Raw genomic sequence first — 19,811 nt, 5'->3', positions numbered from 1 at the left:
GGTTTAAACAGGATAGAAATTGATATATTCTAAGTTATTTTTACCAAAGCGAATCGGCATTAATTATATGTAAAATTTCTAAAACTAATTATCTCATATAATTAAGAATCTTTTCACTAGTTTTTACTAGAAATGATAATAACTAATTGATAAAAATATTACATGAAAAACCTATTAAAAAGCCTTTTGTTTATAACCTTTTCGTTATCTTATTTTGTGTGTACTTCCTTTACAGAAAAACTCCCCTTAAAAAATAAAAAAAACGTACAACCTCCCAATATCCTCTTTTTTTTAGTTGATGATATGGGCTGGATGGATACCAGTATAAATGGAAGCACCTACTACGAAACCCCTAATATGGAGCGCTTAGCAAAAATGGGCATGACATTTACTCATGCTTACGCCGCCAATCCATTGTGCTCGCCTACACGCGCTAGTATTTTAACAGGACAGGATCCTGCACGAATTCGGTTAACAACGCCTAGTGGTCATTTAGCACCAAACCCTAATAAATTGCTAGAGGCAAGCAAGGGTTCTGCATGGCAAAAAGTGGCTACGCCTGCCTCTAAAACCTATTTACCTACAGCGCAGTTTACTATTGCAGAAGCTTTAAAGGAAAACAGTTATACCACTGCCCATATTGGAAAATGGCATTTAGGACAAAAAGGCTACTGGCCAGAAAATCATGGTTTTGATATTAATATTGGCGGACAACAACATCCTGGTCCCCCAAGCTATTTCTCGCCTTATAAAATTGCCAACCTCCCAAACGGTGAAAAAAATGAGTACATTACAGACAGGGTAACAAAAGAAACCGTTAAGTTTTTAAAAAACCAACCAAAAAACAAGCCTTTTTTATTAAATGTTTGGCAATATGGTGTACACGCCCCATACCAAGCTCCAAAAGCGTTAATTGAAAAGTATGCCTCAAAAAAAGACTCTAGAGGAAAACAAAGCAATCCTATTATGGGGGCCATGATGGAAAAAGTAGATGAAAGTTTAGGCATTATTATGGACGAATTAATTGCTCAAAACATGATGGATAATACTATCATTATTTTCTTCTCAGATAACGGAGGTAATATGTATGATGTAGTTAATGGTTCTTTTCCAACCAACAACTACCCTTTAAGTTATGGTAAAGGCAATATTCATGAAGGCGGCATTAGAGTCCCTTGTATTGTGTATTGGAAAGATAAAGTAGAACCAAACTCTTCTTCAAATGACATGATACAAAGCACCGATTTTTATCCTACTATATTAGACATGACCAATACATCTAAAAATCCAAAACAAAAATTAGATGGGGTCTCTTTGGTAAAACTTTTAACAAAACAAAAACCACTAAAAAGAAAGGCTATATTTTCGCATTTCCCGCATTATGTAGCCGCAACAAGCAACTATCCTACAACAGCTGTTTGGTATAAAAATTATAAACTTTTAAAAGTTTATGGAGAAGGTGTTAATAGAACTCCGGAGTTTAAACTTTACAACCTAAAGGAAGATATTTCTGAAACAAATAACATCGCTAATAGCCACCCCAAATTGGTTAATAAATTAAAGCCTATGCTAAACGATTATTTAGAAAATATCGATGCTTTGGTGCCTATTAAAAACCCGAATTATAAACCCAACAGCACATCTAGGTTTGGTATCGCACCCAGATTTCCTATTGAAAGATACCCTAGCTATTAATAGCTTGAAAACATAGATTAAAGACTGAATATAAAAAAGTGTATAGGATTATATTAATAACCCTATACACTTTTCTTTTTATGAAAATATTACCTTTATTTAAGTGATTTATTTAATTTGTAAACCGCTGTTCGAATCTCATCAAGCGTGCCTACAATTAACCAATAATCGTATTCAAAAACATCATTTTTATTTAATTGGACAGATTTTAAAGGCGCTATATACGACGTTTCTCTATCGGTACTTTCATAACCCGGTTTGCCAGCCATACCGGCTAAAAAGTTTGAAGAAATAGGTGTATAAACCCCTATTCCCCAGTTATTATCATCAACAAAAGCCATCCAGTGTTCTGTTACTTGGTCTTCTTTATATTTCCCCCAAAATCCATTAGCCAAATTCTTCACTTTAGGTTTATCTAATTGATCTCCAGTAAAAGGTGCTTTCCCAAAATAACTGTATAAATTATTAAGATATGATATAGGGTAAACAGCAGGAAGTTCCTGGTTTCTTGGACCAGCTTCTCCATAAACCTCTCCACTACGCTGGCAGGTTAGTTTATTGTGCACTTTTATAACATTTCCTTCTAAAGTGCTCCATTGCTCCATAGTTGCCTGTGCTGGTTCATTATTCATATCCCACAACATGGGAATACACTTTACATATAGTGTATTCTTACTTTTTTTGTAATCAAGTATTTTTGCTCGGTTTTTAAAAGAATCTCCTACTTGAACTGGGTTCCATGCCCAAGGTGACCAATTGGGGTTTTGGCCATCACTTACCCGATTCAGCATCTTGCCTGCATAGTATGATTGTTGTATATAACGCCCTTCATCATGAATGTTTACAATGTTTCTGTCTTTACCAGATTCTGAAATATAACAAATGGCTCCTCCTCGTGTTAAATCTAGTTTTAAGTTTAATACATTGTTATCTAAACTTATTTGTGTCGAGTCTGGTTTTGGGTTATTTATACCTTTATTAACCTTACAGCCAACCAGACATAAGGTTAATATGATTAAAACACTTAATTTCTTCATGATTTTTTTTATAATTAATCTAATAATTGAATATTTATGAGCCTTACTACTCCAAAGTAAATCATTTTCTCTTTTGGCGGTACTCTATCTAAATTGATTCAAATTGGCTTTTTTATTTTATTCCTATTAATTTTTAACTGTTATCTCGATTACTTATTCAGTTGTCTTGATTTAATACTTAAAGGGTCATCTACTAAATCATCCGTTTCAATTCTCCAGTTGTTAAGAGCTGTTCTTAATTCTTGAAGTTTTCCTTTAAATTTAGGATTGTCCATAAGGTTATGTATTTGACCAGAATCCGTATTCACATCATACAATTCTTCTTTAGGCCGTCCAGACTCTAATTGCTTTAATAAATGGTATTGAACAGGGTGTGATTTTTTAGCATCTAAGGTGGCCTGATAACTCTGGTTACCCCAGCCTTTTTTAACCATTAAATCTGCTGGTAATTTATAGCTTTTTTCGTGGATTAGATTTTTTATATAGTAGAACCTTCCATCAAAAACCACTCTACTTGGATAATGTTCTGCTCTTATAGGGCCATGGGAATTATGCTCTCCAAAAATATATTTTCGAATAGCTATTTTTTTCTGTTTACCAGTAAATATAGGTTTTAAAGAATACCCTTGAACCGATTCAGGAATGGATATTTTGGCGTAATCTAATAATGTTGGCATAATATCTATATGAGAAATTAGGGCATTAGATATTTTATTTTTTACAATACCAGGGCCACTTGCAACAAAAGGCACATGTAAACCAGCATAGTAAGGAGAGGCTTTAGCTCTGTGGTAGGGCTCGCCTTGATCGGCTGTAAAAATGATTATAGTATGCTCTAAAAGGTTTCTTTCTTTTAAGACCGATATAATACTGCCAACACAAGCATCTGCAAGTTGTACGGAACCATAATATTTAGCTAAATCTTCTCGCATTAATGGCGTGTCTGCTAAATATTTAGGCACTTCAATAGTTTTTGGGTTAGGAAGAAACTCTGAAAACTCATCCATATGGTGGTTAAAGTTTCTATGAGGAGGCGCTATATTAGCTTGAATAAAAAAAGGTTTATTTCCAGCATTGGTAATGTATTGGGAAATTACTTTTTTAAATTCATCAGGATTATTACTAACAGGATTTCTTTCTGAATAAGGAAATTTCCAAGGCGGGCTCATGTGGAATTTTTGTGTAATTCCTGTAAAATAGCCATGCTTTTGCAAAAGCTCTGGAAGTGTTTTTATATATTCATGAATGCCTACTTTATCAACTGTTTTTGATTGCCTTCCAAACGCACTATCCTGTTCGTTTAAATGCGGTGTAATGGTATTTCTCCAATGCCCATTGGCATGAGGATACATACCAGTCATAATAGAACTCCTGCTTGGTGAACAAGATGAAACTACCGCAAATGAATTAGTAAACAGCATACCTTTTTTTACTAAGCCATCCACATTAGGCGTTAAAATCCCTTTTGTTCCTAAAGCAGATAAATGAGCCCCTTGGTCGTCTGTTAATATAAAAACAATGTTTAAAGGTTTTTCTTTTACAAAATATTTTTTAAAATTTTTACAACTAAAACATATTGCTGCTATTACTAACAAGTAGAGATTTTTTTGTGCTGTTTTCATATATTATTTTAAATAAAAACATCTATTAATTCTGTTGATAAAAAAACTGTATTCAGAATTGGTTTTCATGAAATCACTTATATATTTTACTGCTTTTTGCCCATATTAGTCCTAGAGAAACTAAGCTATTTTTCCTTTAATCTTATTTCTTTATATCCAAATAAATTTGGATACCCTCATAAAAAGACACTGTAAATTTAATAACCTAGATAACTTTTAACCCTTTTGGTATTTCGATTTCAGTTTTTATAGCGCCATCAACCATTGTATGGCTAACTTTTAAAACACCAAATTTGGTTGGAAAACTTCCTTTTGCAAATTCTAAATCTCCAAGATGAGGCTCTAGTTTTACAGTGTTTCCTCCATCTAAAACATTAATACCTAACACATACTGTGAAAGCCATGAAGTAGGACCGCTAGCCCAACCATGACACAAACTGTGCCTATAGCCAACATAACAATATGCTCCAAAATCTCCATGTATATCGAATATGTTTTCTTGTGGTAATGTATCAATCCTTCCACTGTTTTTGGTATCCAAAACATCAAAGTCTTCCCAAAAGGTAGTAGCTCCCAAATCAAGCATTCCACCCCAATAATCTCTAATAACATTCAAAGCTCCATTGTAATCATTGGCTTTTGCCATGGCTTCCAAAATATAATAACCATAAAAGGTAGACATACGTTGTACACCATCTTTAGTTAAAATTTGGGCGTTTACCTTTTTAGGGTTGGCTAAATTGGCTAGTGAAAGTAAAGCCGCTGCTTGTTTTGTAGTGTTATCTTTAGGAGTGTGCTTGCTTAAATTTTTAGCTATTTTTTTGTATTTTTTTTCTAATAGTTTTTTACCTAAGGCTTGCATCATTTCACTTCCTGCTTCAAAAGTCATAACCATCATTGCTTGTAAACCAGCATGAACGGCCTTTGGGTCTTCACTTGTTGGCCAGTCTAAAAACCGGACACCATTTAAAATTTCAGTATTATTTTCATCAATATAGGTGCTTAACAAGTCTAAAAGATCAACCATGTATACTTCTTGCTCCTTTAAATAGGCCAAATCACCGTGATAATTATACCAATTTTTATGAATTAAAATCCACCACATAGAATAAGAACTGATACCGTTCATCCACTGTGGCAGCGGATGTTGATTTCTGGCTAGATCTAAACTTTTGGTTACAATATCATGTTTTCCAAAAACGGTATTTATCGTCATCACTTCGGGGTGCATATCTCCAACCCAAACCAATCGGTCTCTTTTAATACCATCCCAAAGGAAGTTTTGCATATTTAAATGTACAGTATAAGCCCCTGTTAACCAGATATCATTAAGTCTTTTATCGCTACTTTCAAATGAGCCTAAATATGGTATATCTCTATAAACAAAGGCTGCATCAATAGATTTTATTGGGACATTTTCTCCAGTTTCAACAACATCAATTCTTAGAAAACGAAACCCAGTTTCTCCAACTTCAATACTTCCTAGCCATGGGACCTCAATAATAAAATCACGTAAGGAGTGATCGTTTGTAGCATTTTTATCGTCACCAATATCAGACATTGCTTCCCCAACCGATTCTCCAAACCGTAACCTTAATTTTAAAGGAGCTTTATTGTGGCGTATTCCCATTGATATTTTTACACCTCCGTGAATTTCTTTGCCATAATCTAAAAGTATAGCAGGTTTATGAGTCTCCGTGCTTATTAATTTTAATAAATCTTTATCGTTTACCGAAACTTGTCCATTTCCTTTATTTAAAATTGAGTTTTCATTTTGGATGAACTCGCCACTTTCATCAGATTTCCAAATGATTTTTTGCGGACTGATATAAGTCTTAACCATATCAGATGTAACAGTTTTATCATTATATTTTTCTCCAAAAACTGGAGGTAATTGGGCAAATGAAAATTGACTAATTAAAACAAAAAGATAGATGTTATATATTTTGATCATGCTTTTAACTATATCAATTTATTTAATGACTTGGATAGTTACAGGACCTAATAAACCAGAAGAAATCAACTCCTCTTTAGGTGTTGCTCTATCTACATTTACCCAAGTAAATCTTTCTGTTTCGGGCAAATATTGATCTCCTGTCAATCGATTTCTCCAAACATTCACCACCTCAACTTCTATTGTGTTTTCGCCTTCTTTTAACGCCTGATTTATTTTTACTTTAAACGGCGCTATCCAGGTTGTTCCAACGTTTTTTCCATTTATTTTAACTGTAGCCATAACCCCTACATCGCCCAAGTCTATAAAAACATCTTGGTTTTCTTCAGTTTTAGTAAAATTAAAAGTTGAAGAATAAGTCGCTGTTCCTGAATAATATTTAATCTTGTCGTTTTCACTTTCAATCCAATCTGTTAGCGACTCAAACACTATAGAGTCTTTTGGTCCTATATTTTTATTTTTAAAATCGACCTTCCAAGGGTTACTAAGCGTTTTAACCGTTTTAGTTTCTGGAAAATTAGAAGCTTTTGATTTCGTTTCCTTTTTACCTTCTGAATTAGAAAAAACAACAAACCAACTCTGTAGCGGTTCCATTTTTAGAGGTACCGTTGTGCGTCCTTGTTTTTCCTTAAAATCATGCAAGGTTCTGGTGTTTCCTGTTACGGCATCCCATAATTGAGGTTGCATTCCATTTACTCGAAACGAAGGACTAAATTCTACTTGCTTATTACTCTGGTTGGTTAAAAAATATATCTCTATTCCTGGCATGGTACGGTGTGTCCACAACACCGATTCCTGCCCGTTTAAATCCACATCTTTATTAATATTTAACTGAGTTAAAGCATCCTGTAAACCTAAACCATCTACAATGGAACCCGAACCATAGGTTTTAATTTCGTTCTGGCTACTGCCCCACATTTTATTGGCAATGGTTTTAACTTTTTGATCACTTTCTGGATAATTTTCTAGACTTGGTGACTTTACCGGTGCTTGCCCGTATATCTTTCCGCCTTGGCTTACAAGGTTTTCTATTTTAGCCAAAAGTTCTGGTCGCATGGTATCGAAAGGCGGCAGAACCATCAAACTATAGCTCATGCCATCAGGCAAAACAAATTTTCCATCCTTAACCGTCATTCTATTCATTATGACTTCGGCGTTAATATAATCGTAAGAATAGCCTTTTGGTAATTCAGGATTTCTGGCTCCTGTCATTATCGGCGTATCTTCTCCTATAAAATAACACACATCGGCTGCATATTGCCCCTGTTGTAACATGTGTTGCGAACGTCTTAAATAATCAAAATACGCTTTAGATTTTTTAAACCAAGTATTATGACGATTAAACTCTGTACTAAACCAAGCATTTACTCCTGGCACCCTGTTATCATCGGGTTGGTGAATATATAAATGCAATACAAAATGATTAATACCTTCTGTAAACGACCAGTCTCCCCTTTTTTTAAGCATAGCAGGGTGCCTAACAAAGGTTCTTCCTGAAGCTGTAAAAGCCTCGGCAGACACTCTTTTTTTTCCATAAATATGTGCTGCGGATGATGCGGATTTACATTCAATATCACCTAGTGTCCCTTCATTCCAAAACTCTCCACTTACCAAGTCTGACTGTCCGCCATACATTAAAAACTCTGAAGGAAACCCCCAGTGTCCATAATTTTCTAACCACAACTGTAAATTATCTTCATTACTAGCTTCTCTTAATCCACCTGTATATTCGTAAGCCACTGCATTTGCAATAGAGCGACGTAAATCCCATAAAAACCGTTCGGTTTCTTCTATGCTACCCACTATTCTACCTGTAAAAACAGGCAAGTATTTTTTAGGATTATATCCAAACTCTTCTTCAAATTTCTCGGCATAACCATCTGTCCAGTTTTGAGATCCCATTTCATAACTATCAGCAATTACATATTTAAAAGCACTTTTACTGTCTTCCGGAATACGTTTTAATAATTCGCCAATAAATTGCTGATAATGAAATTGAACCAACTCTTTATTCGCTTTATCTACTTCGTAGCCTTTTCCTTGAGGAGCTGATGGTGCATTTGTTGTACCCGTTGGTGTCATCCCATAGCGTTGAATAGTCCAATCTCCAGCAGGAGCATCCCAACTAAGGTTACCATTGGTATCCATTTTATCACTTATATCATGTACATCATTAGTGTTAATTTTTAACGCAGAATCTGCTATATCTTCTTGCTGTTTCCATCTATAACTATCCCATTTAGGCATTGGCGTTGTGTGCATTCTAGCCAAAGTTTTTCTAGCGTAATCTTCTACTCCAGAGGTTTCTGAAATAATAATTTCTCGAAAATCCCACCCGCCTTTTGCGCTTGGGTTTATTGATTTAAATATTAATTTAAATTTTGATGTTTTTGTGTTAGGAAGACTTTTTAAAATAGGTGCATATTTATCGGCGCCCACATTAGGTGTTAGTTTTCTTCTATCAATAGTAAATGTTTTAATTTTTTTGTAATCGCCATCAATTTCGGCATACACCTCACAGCTTAAGAGCATCTGTTTTGTGCCTGGAAGGATTTTAATACTTCTTGCGGTTAATTCATTTTTTAATACTATTTCCACCTCGTATTCTCTGTTACTAAAAGAAAAACTAGTTACAGTTGAAGCCTTTCCATCAACTAAACTTTTTGCCTGATTAACACTAGGACTTACCTTAATTTGAGTTCCTTTCATTGAACTTGTTTTAGCCTCAGATTTTATCGAAGGAAAAGCCAAAACATAAGTGTCTTGAAATTCTGCTTCTGGTTGCTCAAGTTTAACAGCTATTTTTTTACCCCCTTCAACTTTGGCTTCTGAATAGGTGATATAACGCATAGCCATATCCGACTTAATCCAAGGTCCCCCAGATTGACTCCAACCAGGACAATTAAACACCCCAATATCTACACCAATACGTTTACCTTCAGTAACCGCGTGTACCATATGCTCCCACCAAGCTTCACTTAACATAGGTACTTTACCATCTGTTTCTTCTGGATTTATATTTCCTATTAAAGCACCGCCTATTCCTGCGGCTTTCATAGCTTCTAAATCTTTGGTTATACCCTCTTTAGAAATATCATCTCCTATCCAATACCAATAACACCAAAGATTATTATCTTCTGCAGGTGTTAAAAATCCAGATTTTAATAGGTCTAAATTACTAGTATCAAAATCATTAGACTCTTTACAATTAGTACATATAAGTGTCCATAAAATTATAAGGACTTTAAATTTTGTATGTGTTAAATTCATTTTAATAATACTTCTAATTAATTGTTCGCTTCAGTTTATACACCTAAAACTTTACCATCTCGCTTTTATCTTAACAGTTAAAATTAAATTACTGCTTTAGATTAGCAAAAAAAGGCAATTTGATAGTTTTTCCCATCCTGTCCTTTAGGGCTTAAAGCATTTCTATTAGAAAAAAATGAAATTATAAAACTTATAAATACAGAAAGGACAGGATAATTTTTTTAATAACATAGGCTATTTTTATCTGCACTACAAAACTAACTAACTAACTAACTAACTAACTAACTAACTAACTAACTAACTAACTAACTAACTAACTAACTAACTAACTAACTAACTAACTAACTAACTAACTAACTAACTAACTAACTAACATATAATAACATATAATAACATGAAAAAACAAATACTCTTTTTATTAATGACAATACTTAGCTTTGGAAATTTACCAGCAAGTAGCACACCCAATCCATTTCGTGAGTTGTTTAATTTATTTTCAAAACCAAAAACAACTTCATTAATTTCTAGCAAATATAATTGCAACATATCAACTAGAACAACATTAGCTTCCATCCAAGCCATAAGTAATGGCAGTTGGCAAAACGCCACAACTTGGTCATCGGGTACCGTCCCAACAGCTAACGACGATGTTTTAATTCCTGAAGGCATAACAGTAGAGTTAATTGGCACTGCTAGAGCTAAAACCATTACTGTTAATGGTGTTTTAAAAGGAATAAGTGGCCAAGAAAGCAATGCGGAAATAAATTTAGAAACCGAATGGCTTTTGGTAAGCGGCACTAACGCCAAATTAGAAATAGGTAAGGCATCACAGCCTTATATTGCTAATGGAAATTGTAACATTACTCTTATTGGGACCGACGATGGCGATAATATTGGATCTATGGGTGATAAATTTATAGCTGCAATGAACGGAGCTACTATTGAATTACATGGAAAAGAAAAGATAAGCTGGACTCATCTTGGTGCAAACGCTCTCGTAGGAGCCAGCGAAATAACCATGTCTGAGCCTGTAGACTGGGAGGTAGGTAATGAAATACTTATTGTGTCCAGCAGAACCAATTGGAATGAAGCTGAAAAAAGAACTATTACCGCCATTAGTACTGATAAATTAAAAATTTCTTTTACAGAACCTTTAAACCATCCACATTTTAGCGCCATAAAAACCTATACAAGAACCACAGACAATAAAACTTGGACAGCCGATTTAAGAGCCGAAGTGGGGCTTTTATCGCACAACATTAAAATTCAAGGGGATGCCAATAGCGAAACCTCTGGCTTTGGTGGCCACATGATGGCTATGATGAACAGCACACTCAATGCCAGTAGTATCGAGTTATATAGAATGGGGCAAAAATCTAAGTTAGGCCGGTATCCATGGCACTGGCATTTACTGCACACCTTTGGGACTGGGCAATACTTAAAAAACTCAAGTATACATAAATCCTATAACCGAGCCGTTACCATCCATGGTACCAGTTACACTACAGTAGACAATAATTTTATATACGACCACATTGGGCATGGCGTGTTTCTAGAGGACGGCAGCGAACGCTACAACACCATAAAAAACAACGTCGCTTTACTTACGCGTAAACCTAAAAAAGGAGAAGAACTCACCCCATCGGACAATCAATTCAATCAAGTTCAAGATCGAACTCCCGCAACATACTGGATTACCAACCCCAACAATACATTTAAAAACAATGTAGCGGCAGGAACTGAAGGCACCGGTTTTTGGTTTGCCTTTCCACAAAAACCCATGGGAGCTTCCGCAAACGACGCGCGTTACAATGGTATAGAACCCTACAAAGAACCGCTTGGGCTTTTTAAAAATAATAAAGCACACAGCAGTGTAAGTGGTGTTGACGTTTTTGATCAACTCACCCCCAGCCACGCTATATTAAGCAATAGGGGTTGGAAAAATGCTGAAGAACATATATTTGAAGATTGTACTTGGTATTCAAATAAATTAGGCGTTTATACTGGACTAGGTAATAGTGTTGGGCAAAGAATAGCTTTCACTTCTAACCTGAAATTTAAAAATAATATTATTATTGATAATCTTACAGCCATTCAATTTGCAAGTTATTCTCAAGTAATAGAATCTGCTGTGGTTGCCAATTCCGGAACAGGCATATTGGAAGGTAACACACGTCTATACCGCATGTACGATGGAGCTGGCCAAATAAGAGACTCACATTTTGTTGGTTGGAACAACAACAGCGCTACCCTACTTAGCAGCGGTGGAGCAGCGACCAAAAACACCAATCACCGTTTCTCTGGTATTACTACAGACAATAATAATATACCTCATGTTAAATTACCAAATTACGATATTCGCATTAAAAACAATGATACCCGACCACAAAACCCTTCGCACCCACGAAACTGGAATACGGTGGTTTTAGATGAAGACGGTTCTTTAACAGGCAAACCAAACTCTTCTATTGTTAGTAATCATCCCTTTATGTTGGTGGGCGATGAATTTCAACCTTCAAACTGGACAAGAGCTTACCGAAGTCCGCACAACTTTGTTCTATCAGCGCTTCGATTTCCTGGCTTACCTACAAGCAGCATACCAAATGTGACGTGCAGGAGGACTAAAACAGGGACTCCAATAGCATCTTCATACCATATTTATGGGTTTAAAACGTTTATTCAATTTCCATTTATTGTCAATGAAGATTTCCAATACACCTATACGTTTGAATCGTTACCCAACAACAAAAAAATAAATATTGCCATGGAAAATGCCACAGCGGGCGATTCGTACATCATAAAATTTACCGATTTTGGTAATTTAGGAGGATTATTATTAAAACTGGCAGGAAACACGGTTACGGAAAGTAACTCTTTATCCGATTTAAAAGCCAGTAATACCTCCAATTTCTATATGGAACCTAACGGCGATTTATACATTAAATATGTGGCAACACAATTTAATCAAACCATGAATATGCAATGGAACACTAATTTTGCAGTCCCCATGTTAGACACCGACAACGACCTAGTGAGCGACAGACAAGAAATAGAAAATGGCACCAATCCCTTTGATGATGATGGTACAGTTCTAGGAAGTCAAGACTTTATTGCCAGTACCAACCTCAAACTTTACCCCAATCCCGCTAACGATGTTTTACATTTTTCAGGCAACTACTTTAACACAGAAACACAAATTAAAATTTATGATTTAGTGGGTAAAATGGTGTTAGAAAACCAATTAAAAGCAAGCGGATCCCAAAACAACAAATCACTGAATGTTTCGACATTACCAACTGGATTATACATGGTTATAATGACCAATGATAACGGCAGTAAAGTGAAAAAAATTGCTATTAAATAATCATTTCAATAGTTTTCATTTTTTAAAAGAAAAGGTAGGCTTTAAAGCACTACCTTTTCTTTTTTCTAGTTTAAGGGTTATAATTTTTGAGTACAAAAGACACTTACTTCTTTACCCAACTTTTAATCTGGCTTAAAATTCTCATCAAACCAAATCTGTTTATCTAACATTTTAATATACTTTTCTTTTTTCTTGAAGCCTTTTTCTGTGAAGAAAAATTTGACCTCTAACACTCTTTCATCTCTCTGTATAAACAAACTTGTACAATGTGGATACTTGTCTATTTGGGGGAGTTTTTGAAGTGATTGACCTTGCAAACCGAAGAATTCAGACTTATCAATATTTGGGATATCGGAAATTGAATAAGCATCTGCATTATACTTTTCCCTAGCCTGTCTTCCAAAAATAAAGTCTGCATATTTATATAAATCAAAACTCACATTTTTATTATTATCATTTTTTGACCAAAATGGATGATAATATATATCAAGTACTGTTTTAATCTCATTAATCACTTGGTTTTTAGGTCTAAAAGAAAAGGTGTTAATAGCTGTTGTTTTATTTTCTTTTGGTATTTTCGATGTAAAGCCAAACAAAAGCAGAGGAAACGCTATCATACAGTTTTTATCTTTTGATAAAAAAATTGTACCAAAAGCACTGCCTGTAGGTTTCTTTGAGTCTTTGCTTACTTTAAATCCTACTTTATAAACATCTAAACTTTTAATTTTTTTTGGAATAATAATATTTATTCCAAGTGAATCTTTAAAATAGGTTTTATAAGAATAAAGATTGTTTTTATAAGGCCAATTCTTTTGAGCATACAAATTTATAGCCAACAAAATTGTTACTATAAAAACGAAAGATTTCATAAATTTTAGATGAAACACATTTTAATATAATTTTCTTTTTTCTTGAAGCCTTTTTCTGTGAAGAAAAATTTGACCTCTAACACTCTTTCACCTCTCTGTATAAACAAACTTGTACAATGTGGATATTTTTCTTTGCGAAGCTTTTCCAGAGATTCATCAACAAAATAAGTATTATGAGCATCGGGTAAATTTGAAACCGAATAAGAATCTGCATTGTTTTTTCTTTGGCCTGTTTACCAAAAACAAAGATATCTAATATTAATTTTCATAATTAAATATAGTAATTAATTACTTCACCTAAGCAACTCATGTCAACCTTCAAATAGGTATACATGCGTATAAATACAGATAAAACTCAAATAACAAGTTGTGTTTGCCTACAAATTAAAACAAACCACTTAAGTAGTCTGTCCTGCTCTGTCTGTAAATAACGTATATTTCCACAAACACAACCTAAAACAAGCCGCTTAAAATCAATTAATTGCATATTTACCTTTAAGCCGATCTGGCATTGCTGAAGGTATATATGGCTCGCCCGATCCTCGGTCGCCTTGCGCTTTATAATGCGGACTTGTACTGGTACTTTCTGCTTGGTAGCTTTCATTACCACTTTCGGTTTTCCACCAATCAAGCCATTTTGCTTCTAAGTGAGCAAGCCTACTTTTATACTTGTCAGATAAATCTTGAGTTTCCAGAGGGTCTTTTTCAACATTATATAACTCCCAGCCATTTCCATCTACCTCAATCAAACTCCACTTATTTGTTCGAATGGCTCTATTATCCATAAATTGAAAATACATGGGCGATTGTCGTTGCCATGTTTCTCCTTTTAAAAGAGGAACTAAAGATTGTCCCGCTAAATTTTGATTGGTTACCACATGTTTACTACTTTGAGCTAACTCCAAAAAAGTAGGCATAAAATCTACTAAATTTAAATTTTCTTTTCTAATAGAGTTAGAATTTGCTACACCTGCCGGCCACCTAACAATAGCGCCGGTTCTAACACCTCCGGAATGCTGACTAATTTTGTAAAGCCTTAGTGGACTCACACTTGCATAGGCCCAACCCGTACCCAACTGGTAGTTTGAACCTTCGTCTCCAGGTAACAATCCTCTTTTTAGCAATACCGAATCCATTACTGAAAAGGAATCGGTGCCATTATCACTTAAAAACACGATTAAGGTGTTTTGATCTTGACCGGTTGTTTTTAATGTTTTTAGTAACTTACCAATACCTGTATCCATACGCTCTACCATAGCCGCATAAACCGACATTCGCAAGTCTTCTAAATCCTTTTGAGCTTCTGTTAAACTGTCCCACTCTGGTAAATTCATGGGGTAATCTGGTAATAACACATCGTCATTAATAATTCCTATTTGTTTTTGTTTTTTTATTCTACGCTCTCGAATGGATTGCCACCCTTTTAAATAGGAACCTCTATATTTCATAATGTCTTCTTTGGAAGCTTGCAACGGGTTATGAGGAGACTGATAACTTAAATAAAGAAAAAAGGGGTGTTTATTGGTTTGAGAGCTTGATTTTACAAATTGAATCGCTTGTTCTGAAAATGCATCGGTTGAATAAAAATCATCACCAAAATCATTAAATTTAGTATTATTCACTCTATAATCTTTTCCACCTCTGGTATAACTAGAAAAACCGCCTAAAAACCCAAAGAAATAATCGAAACCTTTATCGTTTGGTTTACCATCTAAATGCCACTTACCAATTAGGCCTGTTCTATAGCCTTCTTTTTTTAATTTTTGAGCTATATTTTCTCCATTTTGAGCACCGTAACCCGCCCTAGGCCACCACGTACCCGTAAGTAAGGCACTACGAGAAATAACACACATACCTGCGTTGAAAGTGTTAGGAAAGCGAACGCCCTCTTCAGCCATTTTATCTAGTGAAGGCGTACTAATTTCCCCACCATAGCAACCTATATCGCTATAGCCCAAATCGTCCGCCATTATAAATATAATATTGGGTTGCTTATTTTCTGGTTTGCCCTGTGCATTTCCTTGGCTTAGACAAAATATAAAGGTTAGGCAGATAAATATTTGCGCTATATTTTTATAAATCATTTTTATTTGGGAACAATTATGGTAATAATATTTTTTCATTAGATTAATTTTTAATGCTTTACAATTGTGCTTTATAAGATGAAAACAAATCGGTAAACGGAACAGGCCTCACTTCATTTTCAGGATTGTAGTCTCGATTTATACTTGGCCAATACCGCTTATCTACATTTACTTTTAACCAATTCATTAACTTTAAAAACAAAGCTTTTTTAAGTTTTGGTTGCTTACCAGCAAGATTGTTTTTCTCAAAAGGGTCCTGTTCTATATTATACAAATGTAAACGGCCATACCAATCATATATAAGCTTATAATCTCCCTCACGAATGGCTGAATGCGGTGTAAGCGCATAAGGTTCGTAAGGAGAATTGTAAATCACGTTAAAAGGATAATGCCAATAATGTGTGGTTTTAGTGTAACTTGCTTTCTCATTTTTAAGGTCTGAAAGTACAGGAATTAAACTTTCGCCATCCAGATCATGTTTAGTTACAATATCTTTTGAGTTATAACCTGCGGCATCTAAAAGTGATGGAAAAATATCTGTACAATCTACAGGAATATCTACCCACTGACCTTCTTGAACCTTTCCTTTCCATTTAAAAATTAATGGCACCCGAATACCGCCTTCGGTTAAACAAGCCTTCCCGCCTAAAAAAGGATCATTATTTGTGCCTTTATTATTTGGTGTAATTTCAGCATCTATACCACCATTATCCGACATAAAAACAACAAGCGTGTTCTCTTCTAATCCCAAGGCTTCTAGCTTGTTTAAAATAGCCCCTACCGACTGGTCTAAACTTTTAATCATAGAGGCATAAATAGGACTTTCTTGCCCATTCCAACCTTTGCTTTTTTTAGCATCAAAATATGCGATATCATCTTTTTTTCCTTGATAAGGTGTATGAATTGCAAAGTGTGAAAAATATAAGAAAAATGGTTTGTCTTTTATTTTTGATTTGTCTTCTATAAATTGAAGCGCTTGTTGAGTTAAATCGTCTGTTAAATAATTTTCTCCTGTGTTTTTTCCTGCATTACCAATTTCTAAGTCTTCAGCAGTCATTAACGGATATCTCTTATTGGTCTTATTATTCCATGCGCCTTTCCAGTTAAAATATGGAGAACCTCCCGCATCAAACCAAGCAATAGGCTCGAAACCTTGGTCTTTTGGTTGATAGCCTTTAGCTCCAAATCCTCCAACATGCCATTTACCAATAAAACCAGAATGGTAATCTTTTAAAGCTTCTGCAATAGAAAGCTCATCTCGATCGCCATCAATGGTACTTCCTGTAGGTATAGCAGAATTAGAAATACCATTATTTAATGCTTGTTCTATTTTTATTGGATCCTTATGCTCTAGCACATCGTGTACATAAAACCCCTTTGGAACGTTTAATTTTTGATTGTAATATGTTTTTCTTATCGGAAGTGCCGTAGTAAAACCTAGTCTTCCGGCATATTTTCCGGTTAAAAGACTTGCTCTTGTGGGGGAACATAGTTGATTGGCATAGGCCTGTGAAAATGCTGTTCCTTGGCTTACCAATTTATCTATATTCGGAGTTTCATAATACATCCTTGAAGTATCCGTTTTGGTAAATTTGGCCGCATAAGCTTGACTATCCATAATGCCATAATCGTCTGCTAGTATAAAAATAATATTTGGCCGTGATGATTTTTTACCCTGACCGTCACTTTTTTCATTTACTCTAAATTGGCAGCCTAATACAATTAATCCAATAATGCCGGATACGATATACTTTATGTTCTTCATGTGTTTTATTTTGATTTTGCACCACTATTTTTGTCTATATTTACCTCATACCTGATTTCATTCCAATTTTTAACACCAATCATCGCTTTGTATTGATCATAAACATCATCCTCTTTTTCTGTTCCAAAAGCTTGATATACTTTCCATACAGGTTTTATACCACCTGGATTTTCTTTGTCATCAGGAAAACGCCTTAATCCAATGCGCAGGCCACCTTCTTTTCTATTATCCTGCCAATTATGATACTGAAACGCATCTATACCATCTAAATATTTTATTTTTTTCATGGCATAGGCCATACCAGCAGCTTGTTCTTTTAAGTCTTTTTCACTGTATGTAGGCGAGTTTGTTCCGTTTTCCGATAGGTAAACAAGCCGCTTTGTTTTTCCTTTAAACAATACTTCGGGCTGTTTTACCCATGCATCTAATACTTCTATATTTTTAAAAGTAATAAGTTGCGTATCAAAATCGAAATTCACTTTTTTATCCAGCCATGTTTTAGGTTCTCGTAAAGACTCTGGATACGGATGCTGAGCAATGGCCCACTCAAAATCGCCTTCGGTTTTGGAGTATTTTAGAAGCAGTTCCAGTAGTGCTTTGGAATGATAAAATCGCGGATTGGAAGTCCAATTCCAGTAATGCGTCAAGGATATAAAAACTTTTGAGTTTGGGTTATATTTTCGAGCAATGTTATGAGACATACGCATAGATTTATGGTACAAATCCATAAAAACTAAAGCCGATTTTTCACCGGCATTGGTCCAAACCCAACCGGCATCAACCTCGTTATGAATAATGTAATGGTGTATGCGTCCATATTTTTTATCAGGTCTACTATAACGCTTTGCTAAAAAATCGAGTATAGCCGAATAGTACTGAACGCCTTTTGGAGAAGTTACATTTGGCATAGCATAAATACCAGCGGGATCTGTATCGGGATGCTGAAGAATGTCTCCAATAACTTTGTCTGTAGATTGTGAAGCTTTTGCAACTAATAAAATGGCTGAAACTTCTATATTTCTAGCAGAAGTTGAACGCATAGTTTCATCATATTTCTCTATTTTCTTTTTATTGATGTAAAACGTTTTTCCCAAATACTCAAAAGCCATATTATCTTTTGAAGGCTTAGACCTTAACAATCCATTAATCCAGATATTAACCGTTGCACTGGTAATCCCTAAGCTATCTAAATCTGAAACTGGTGCTTCTCTATGTGCACTATACCCTCCAAGTCCTTTTTTTGAAGTTAACTTTGTAAACGTATCATTATATTTTGGCACTACCGAATCGGTATATCTCGCGTGAGAAACACCTAAATATTGTTCGTTTATTTTTTCTACTATCATCCATTTTGATAATAATCGGTCTTGTTTAAACCCATCCCGTTCTACAAATCGATTTAAATCGATTTCAAAATTATTATTTTTTATAGGCTCTAAACATGTAAATATTTTAAGTGCTGTGCTATTTTCATAAACAGGAATTTCAGCTATATATAAATTGGTGTTATCTACAACCTTTCCTGTTAAGGTGACTTTATTATCGGTTATTAAAACGTTAGAAACTTGATTTGAAAAATCTTGATCTAAGTAAGTTTGTAAATTACTTTCAAGCATTAATTCTTGCTGCTTTTTAAATTCTTTGCTTGCTTGAATTTCCAACTCCCTAGCAGTCATCTCTCTTAGTTTAATATTCTTAACTTGAATATTTATACCTGCCGAGGTTCCAAAATCCATTCGTAAAAAATCCCCAGTTCTTCCCCACGCTCCTACATAGTCACTTAAATCTATCCTGAAATCTACCCAGCCCTCGGTGCTGCCAACCTCGGGCGACATAACACTTCTAATTTGTTTTCCTAAAGGATAAAAATACACCTGTATATGATCTAAACCTGTGGGACAGAAATAGCTAAATGACAACTGATTGTGTTTAAGGTCTAACGCTTTATTCAAGGGTTTAACAAACACATAGGGATCCTTTCCTAAGGTTTTAATATCCCATCCCCCGTTTTCTAAAACTTGAATATCTGTGTCGTTACTTTTTTCTGTATCCAACCTCAGTAAAGAAGTATTAGTTTGAGCCGAAACTATTGTATAAATAAAGAAAAATAAAATAAAATATTTTAGCATTGTATATTATTAAGGTTGCCAT

At 34.8% G+C, this 19,811-nt stretch carries 10 protein-coding genes; 2 read left to right on the top strand and 8 right to left on the bottom strand.

The window, feature by feature from the left end; genetic code table 11:
- The first annotated feature begins 162 nt into the window (after window positions 1-162).
- Window positions 163-1,695 carry a sulfatase gene (locus FQU21_RS02010; RefSeq protein ID WP_147676351.1) on the top strand — a complete coding sequence of 511 codons (1,533 nt, stop codon included), beginning with the start codon at window positions 163-165 and terminating at the stop codon, window positions 1,693-1,695.
- A 95-nt stretch (window positions 1,696-1,790) separates the two neighbouring features.
- On the opposite strand, the gene FQU21_RS02005 is transcribed toward FQU21_RS02010, so the two are convergent.
- From FQU21_RS02005 to FQU21_RS01990, 4 genes are all read right to left on the bottom strand, one after another.
- Window positions 1,791-2,732, bottom strand: coding sequence for a hypothetical protein (locus FQU21_RS02005; protein ID WP_147676350.1), 942 nt, complete (start codon window positions 2,730-2,732; stop codon window positions 1,791-1,793).
- A 149-nt stretch (window positions 2,733-2,881) separates the two neighbouring features.
- Window positions 2,882-4,354, bottom strand: coding sequence for a sulfatase family protein (locus FQU21_RS02000; protein ID WP_147676349.1), 1,473 nt, complete (start codon window positions 4,352-4,354; stop codon window positions 2,882-2,884).
- A 205-nt stretch (window positions 4,355-4,559) separates the two neighbouring features.
- Complete coding sequence (locus FQU21_RS01995) at window positions 4,560-6,308, bottom strand: alpha-L-rhamnosidase-related protein (protein ID WP_147676348.1); 1,749 nt, start codon at window positions 6,306-6,308, stop codon at window positions 4,560-4,562.
- 18 nt (window positions 6,309-6,326) lie between these two features.
- On the bottom strand, window positions 6,327-9,578 hold the full coding sequence (locus tag FQU21_RS01990) for a glycosyl hydrolase (protein WP_147676347.1): 3,252 nt from the start codon (window positions 9,576-9,578) through the stop codon (window positions 6,327-6,329).
- 394 nt (window positions 9,579-9,972) lie between these two features.
- On the opposite strand from FQU21_RS01990, the gene FQU21_RS01985 reads away from it, so the two are divergent.
- Window positions 9,973-12,942, top strand: a complete 2,970-nt coding sequence (locus FQU21_RS01985; protein ID WP_147676346.1) for a G8 domain-containing protein — start codon at window positions 9,973-9,975, stop codon at window positions 12,940-12,942.
- A gap of 122 nt (window positions 12,943-13,064) precedes the next feature.
- Here FQU21_RS01985 and FQU21_RS01980 read toward each other — a convergent pair whose 3' ends face one another.
- The 4 genes from FQU21_RS01980 to FQU21_RS01965 all read right to left on the bottom strand — a co-directional run bounded on the left by FQU21_RS01980 (window position 13,065) and on the right by FQU21_RS01965 (window position 19,714).
- Entirely contained in the window at window positions 13,065-13,811 is a 747-nt protein-coding gene (locus FQU21_RS01980) for a hypothetical protein (protein ID WP_147676345.1), read from the bottom strand.
- Between the two features lie 473 nt (window positions 13,812-14,284).
- Window positions 14,285-15,895 (bottom strand): arylsulfatase, encoded by a 1,611-nt coding sequence (locus FQU21_RS01975; protein ID WP_187269298.1) that lies wholly within the window; start codon window positions 15,893-15,895, stop codon window positions 14,285-14,287.
- 58 nt (window positions 15,896-15,953) lie between these two features.
- Window positions 15,954-17,660, bottom strand: coding sequence for a sulfatase (locus FQU21_RS01970; RefSeq protein ID WP_147676343.1), 1,707 nt, complete (start codon window positions 17,658-17,660; stop codon window positions 15,954-15,956).
- Between the two features lie 5 nt (window positions 17,661-17,665).
- Window positions 17,666-19,714 carry a DUF5722 domain-containing protein gene (locus FQU21_RS01965; protein ID WP_147676342.1) on the bottom strand — a complete coding sequence of 683 codons (2,049 nt, stop codon included), beginning with the start codon at window positions 19,712-19,714 and terminating at the stop codon, window positions 17,666-17,668.
- Window positions 19,715-19,811 lie beyond the last annotated feature (97 nt).

It is taken from the genome of Algibacter pacificus (assembly GCF_008033385.1).
In the GTDB taxonomy this organism is placed as follows: Bacteria; Bacteroidota; Bacteroidia; order Flavobacteriales; family Flavobacteriaceae; genus Algibacter; species Algibacter pacificus.
Note: the sequence above shows the minus strand (reverse complement) of the source record. Positions and strands in the feature narration are given on the sequence as shown.

Bases quoted from the DNA above. Each gene is read 5' to 3' on its own strand.
- FQU21_RS02010 (WP_147676351.1), top strand. From the start codon at position 163: ATGAAAAACCTATTAAAAAGCCTTTTGTTTATAACCTTTTCGTTATCT.
- FQU21_RS02005 (WP_147676350.1), bottom strand. From the start codon at position 2,732: ATGAAGAAATTAAGTGTTTTAATCATATTAACCTTATGTCTGGTTGGC.
- FQU21_RS02000 (WP_147676349.1), bottom strand. From the start codon at position 4,354: ATGAAAACAGCACAAAAAAATCTCTACTTGTTAGTAATAGCAGCAATA.
- FQU21_RS01995 (WP_147676348.1), bottom strand. From the start codon at position 6,308: ATGATCAAAATATATAACATCTATCTTTTTGTTTTAATTAGTCAATTT.
- FQU21_RS01990 (WP_147676347.1), bottom strand. From the start codon at position 9,578: ATGAATTTAACACATACAAAATTTAAAGTCCTTATAATTTTATGGACA.
- FQU21_RS01985 (WP_147676346.1), top strand. From the start codon at position 9,973: ATGAAAAAACAAATACTCTTTTTATTAATGACAATACTTAGCTTTGGA.
- FQU21_RS01980 (WP_147676345.1), bottom strand. From the start codon at position 13,811: ATGAAATCTTTCGTTTTTATAGTAACAATTTTGTTGGCTATAAATTTG.
- FQU21_RS01975 (WP_187269298.1), bottom strand. From the start codon at position 15,895: ATGATTTATAAAAATATAGCGCAAATATTTATCTGCCTAACCTTTATA.
- FQU21_RS01970 (WP_147676343.1), bottom strand. From the start codon at position 17,660: ATGAAGAACATAAAGTATATCGTATCCGGCATTATTGGATTAATTGTA.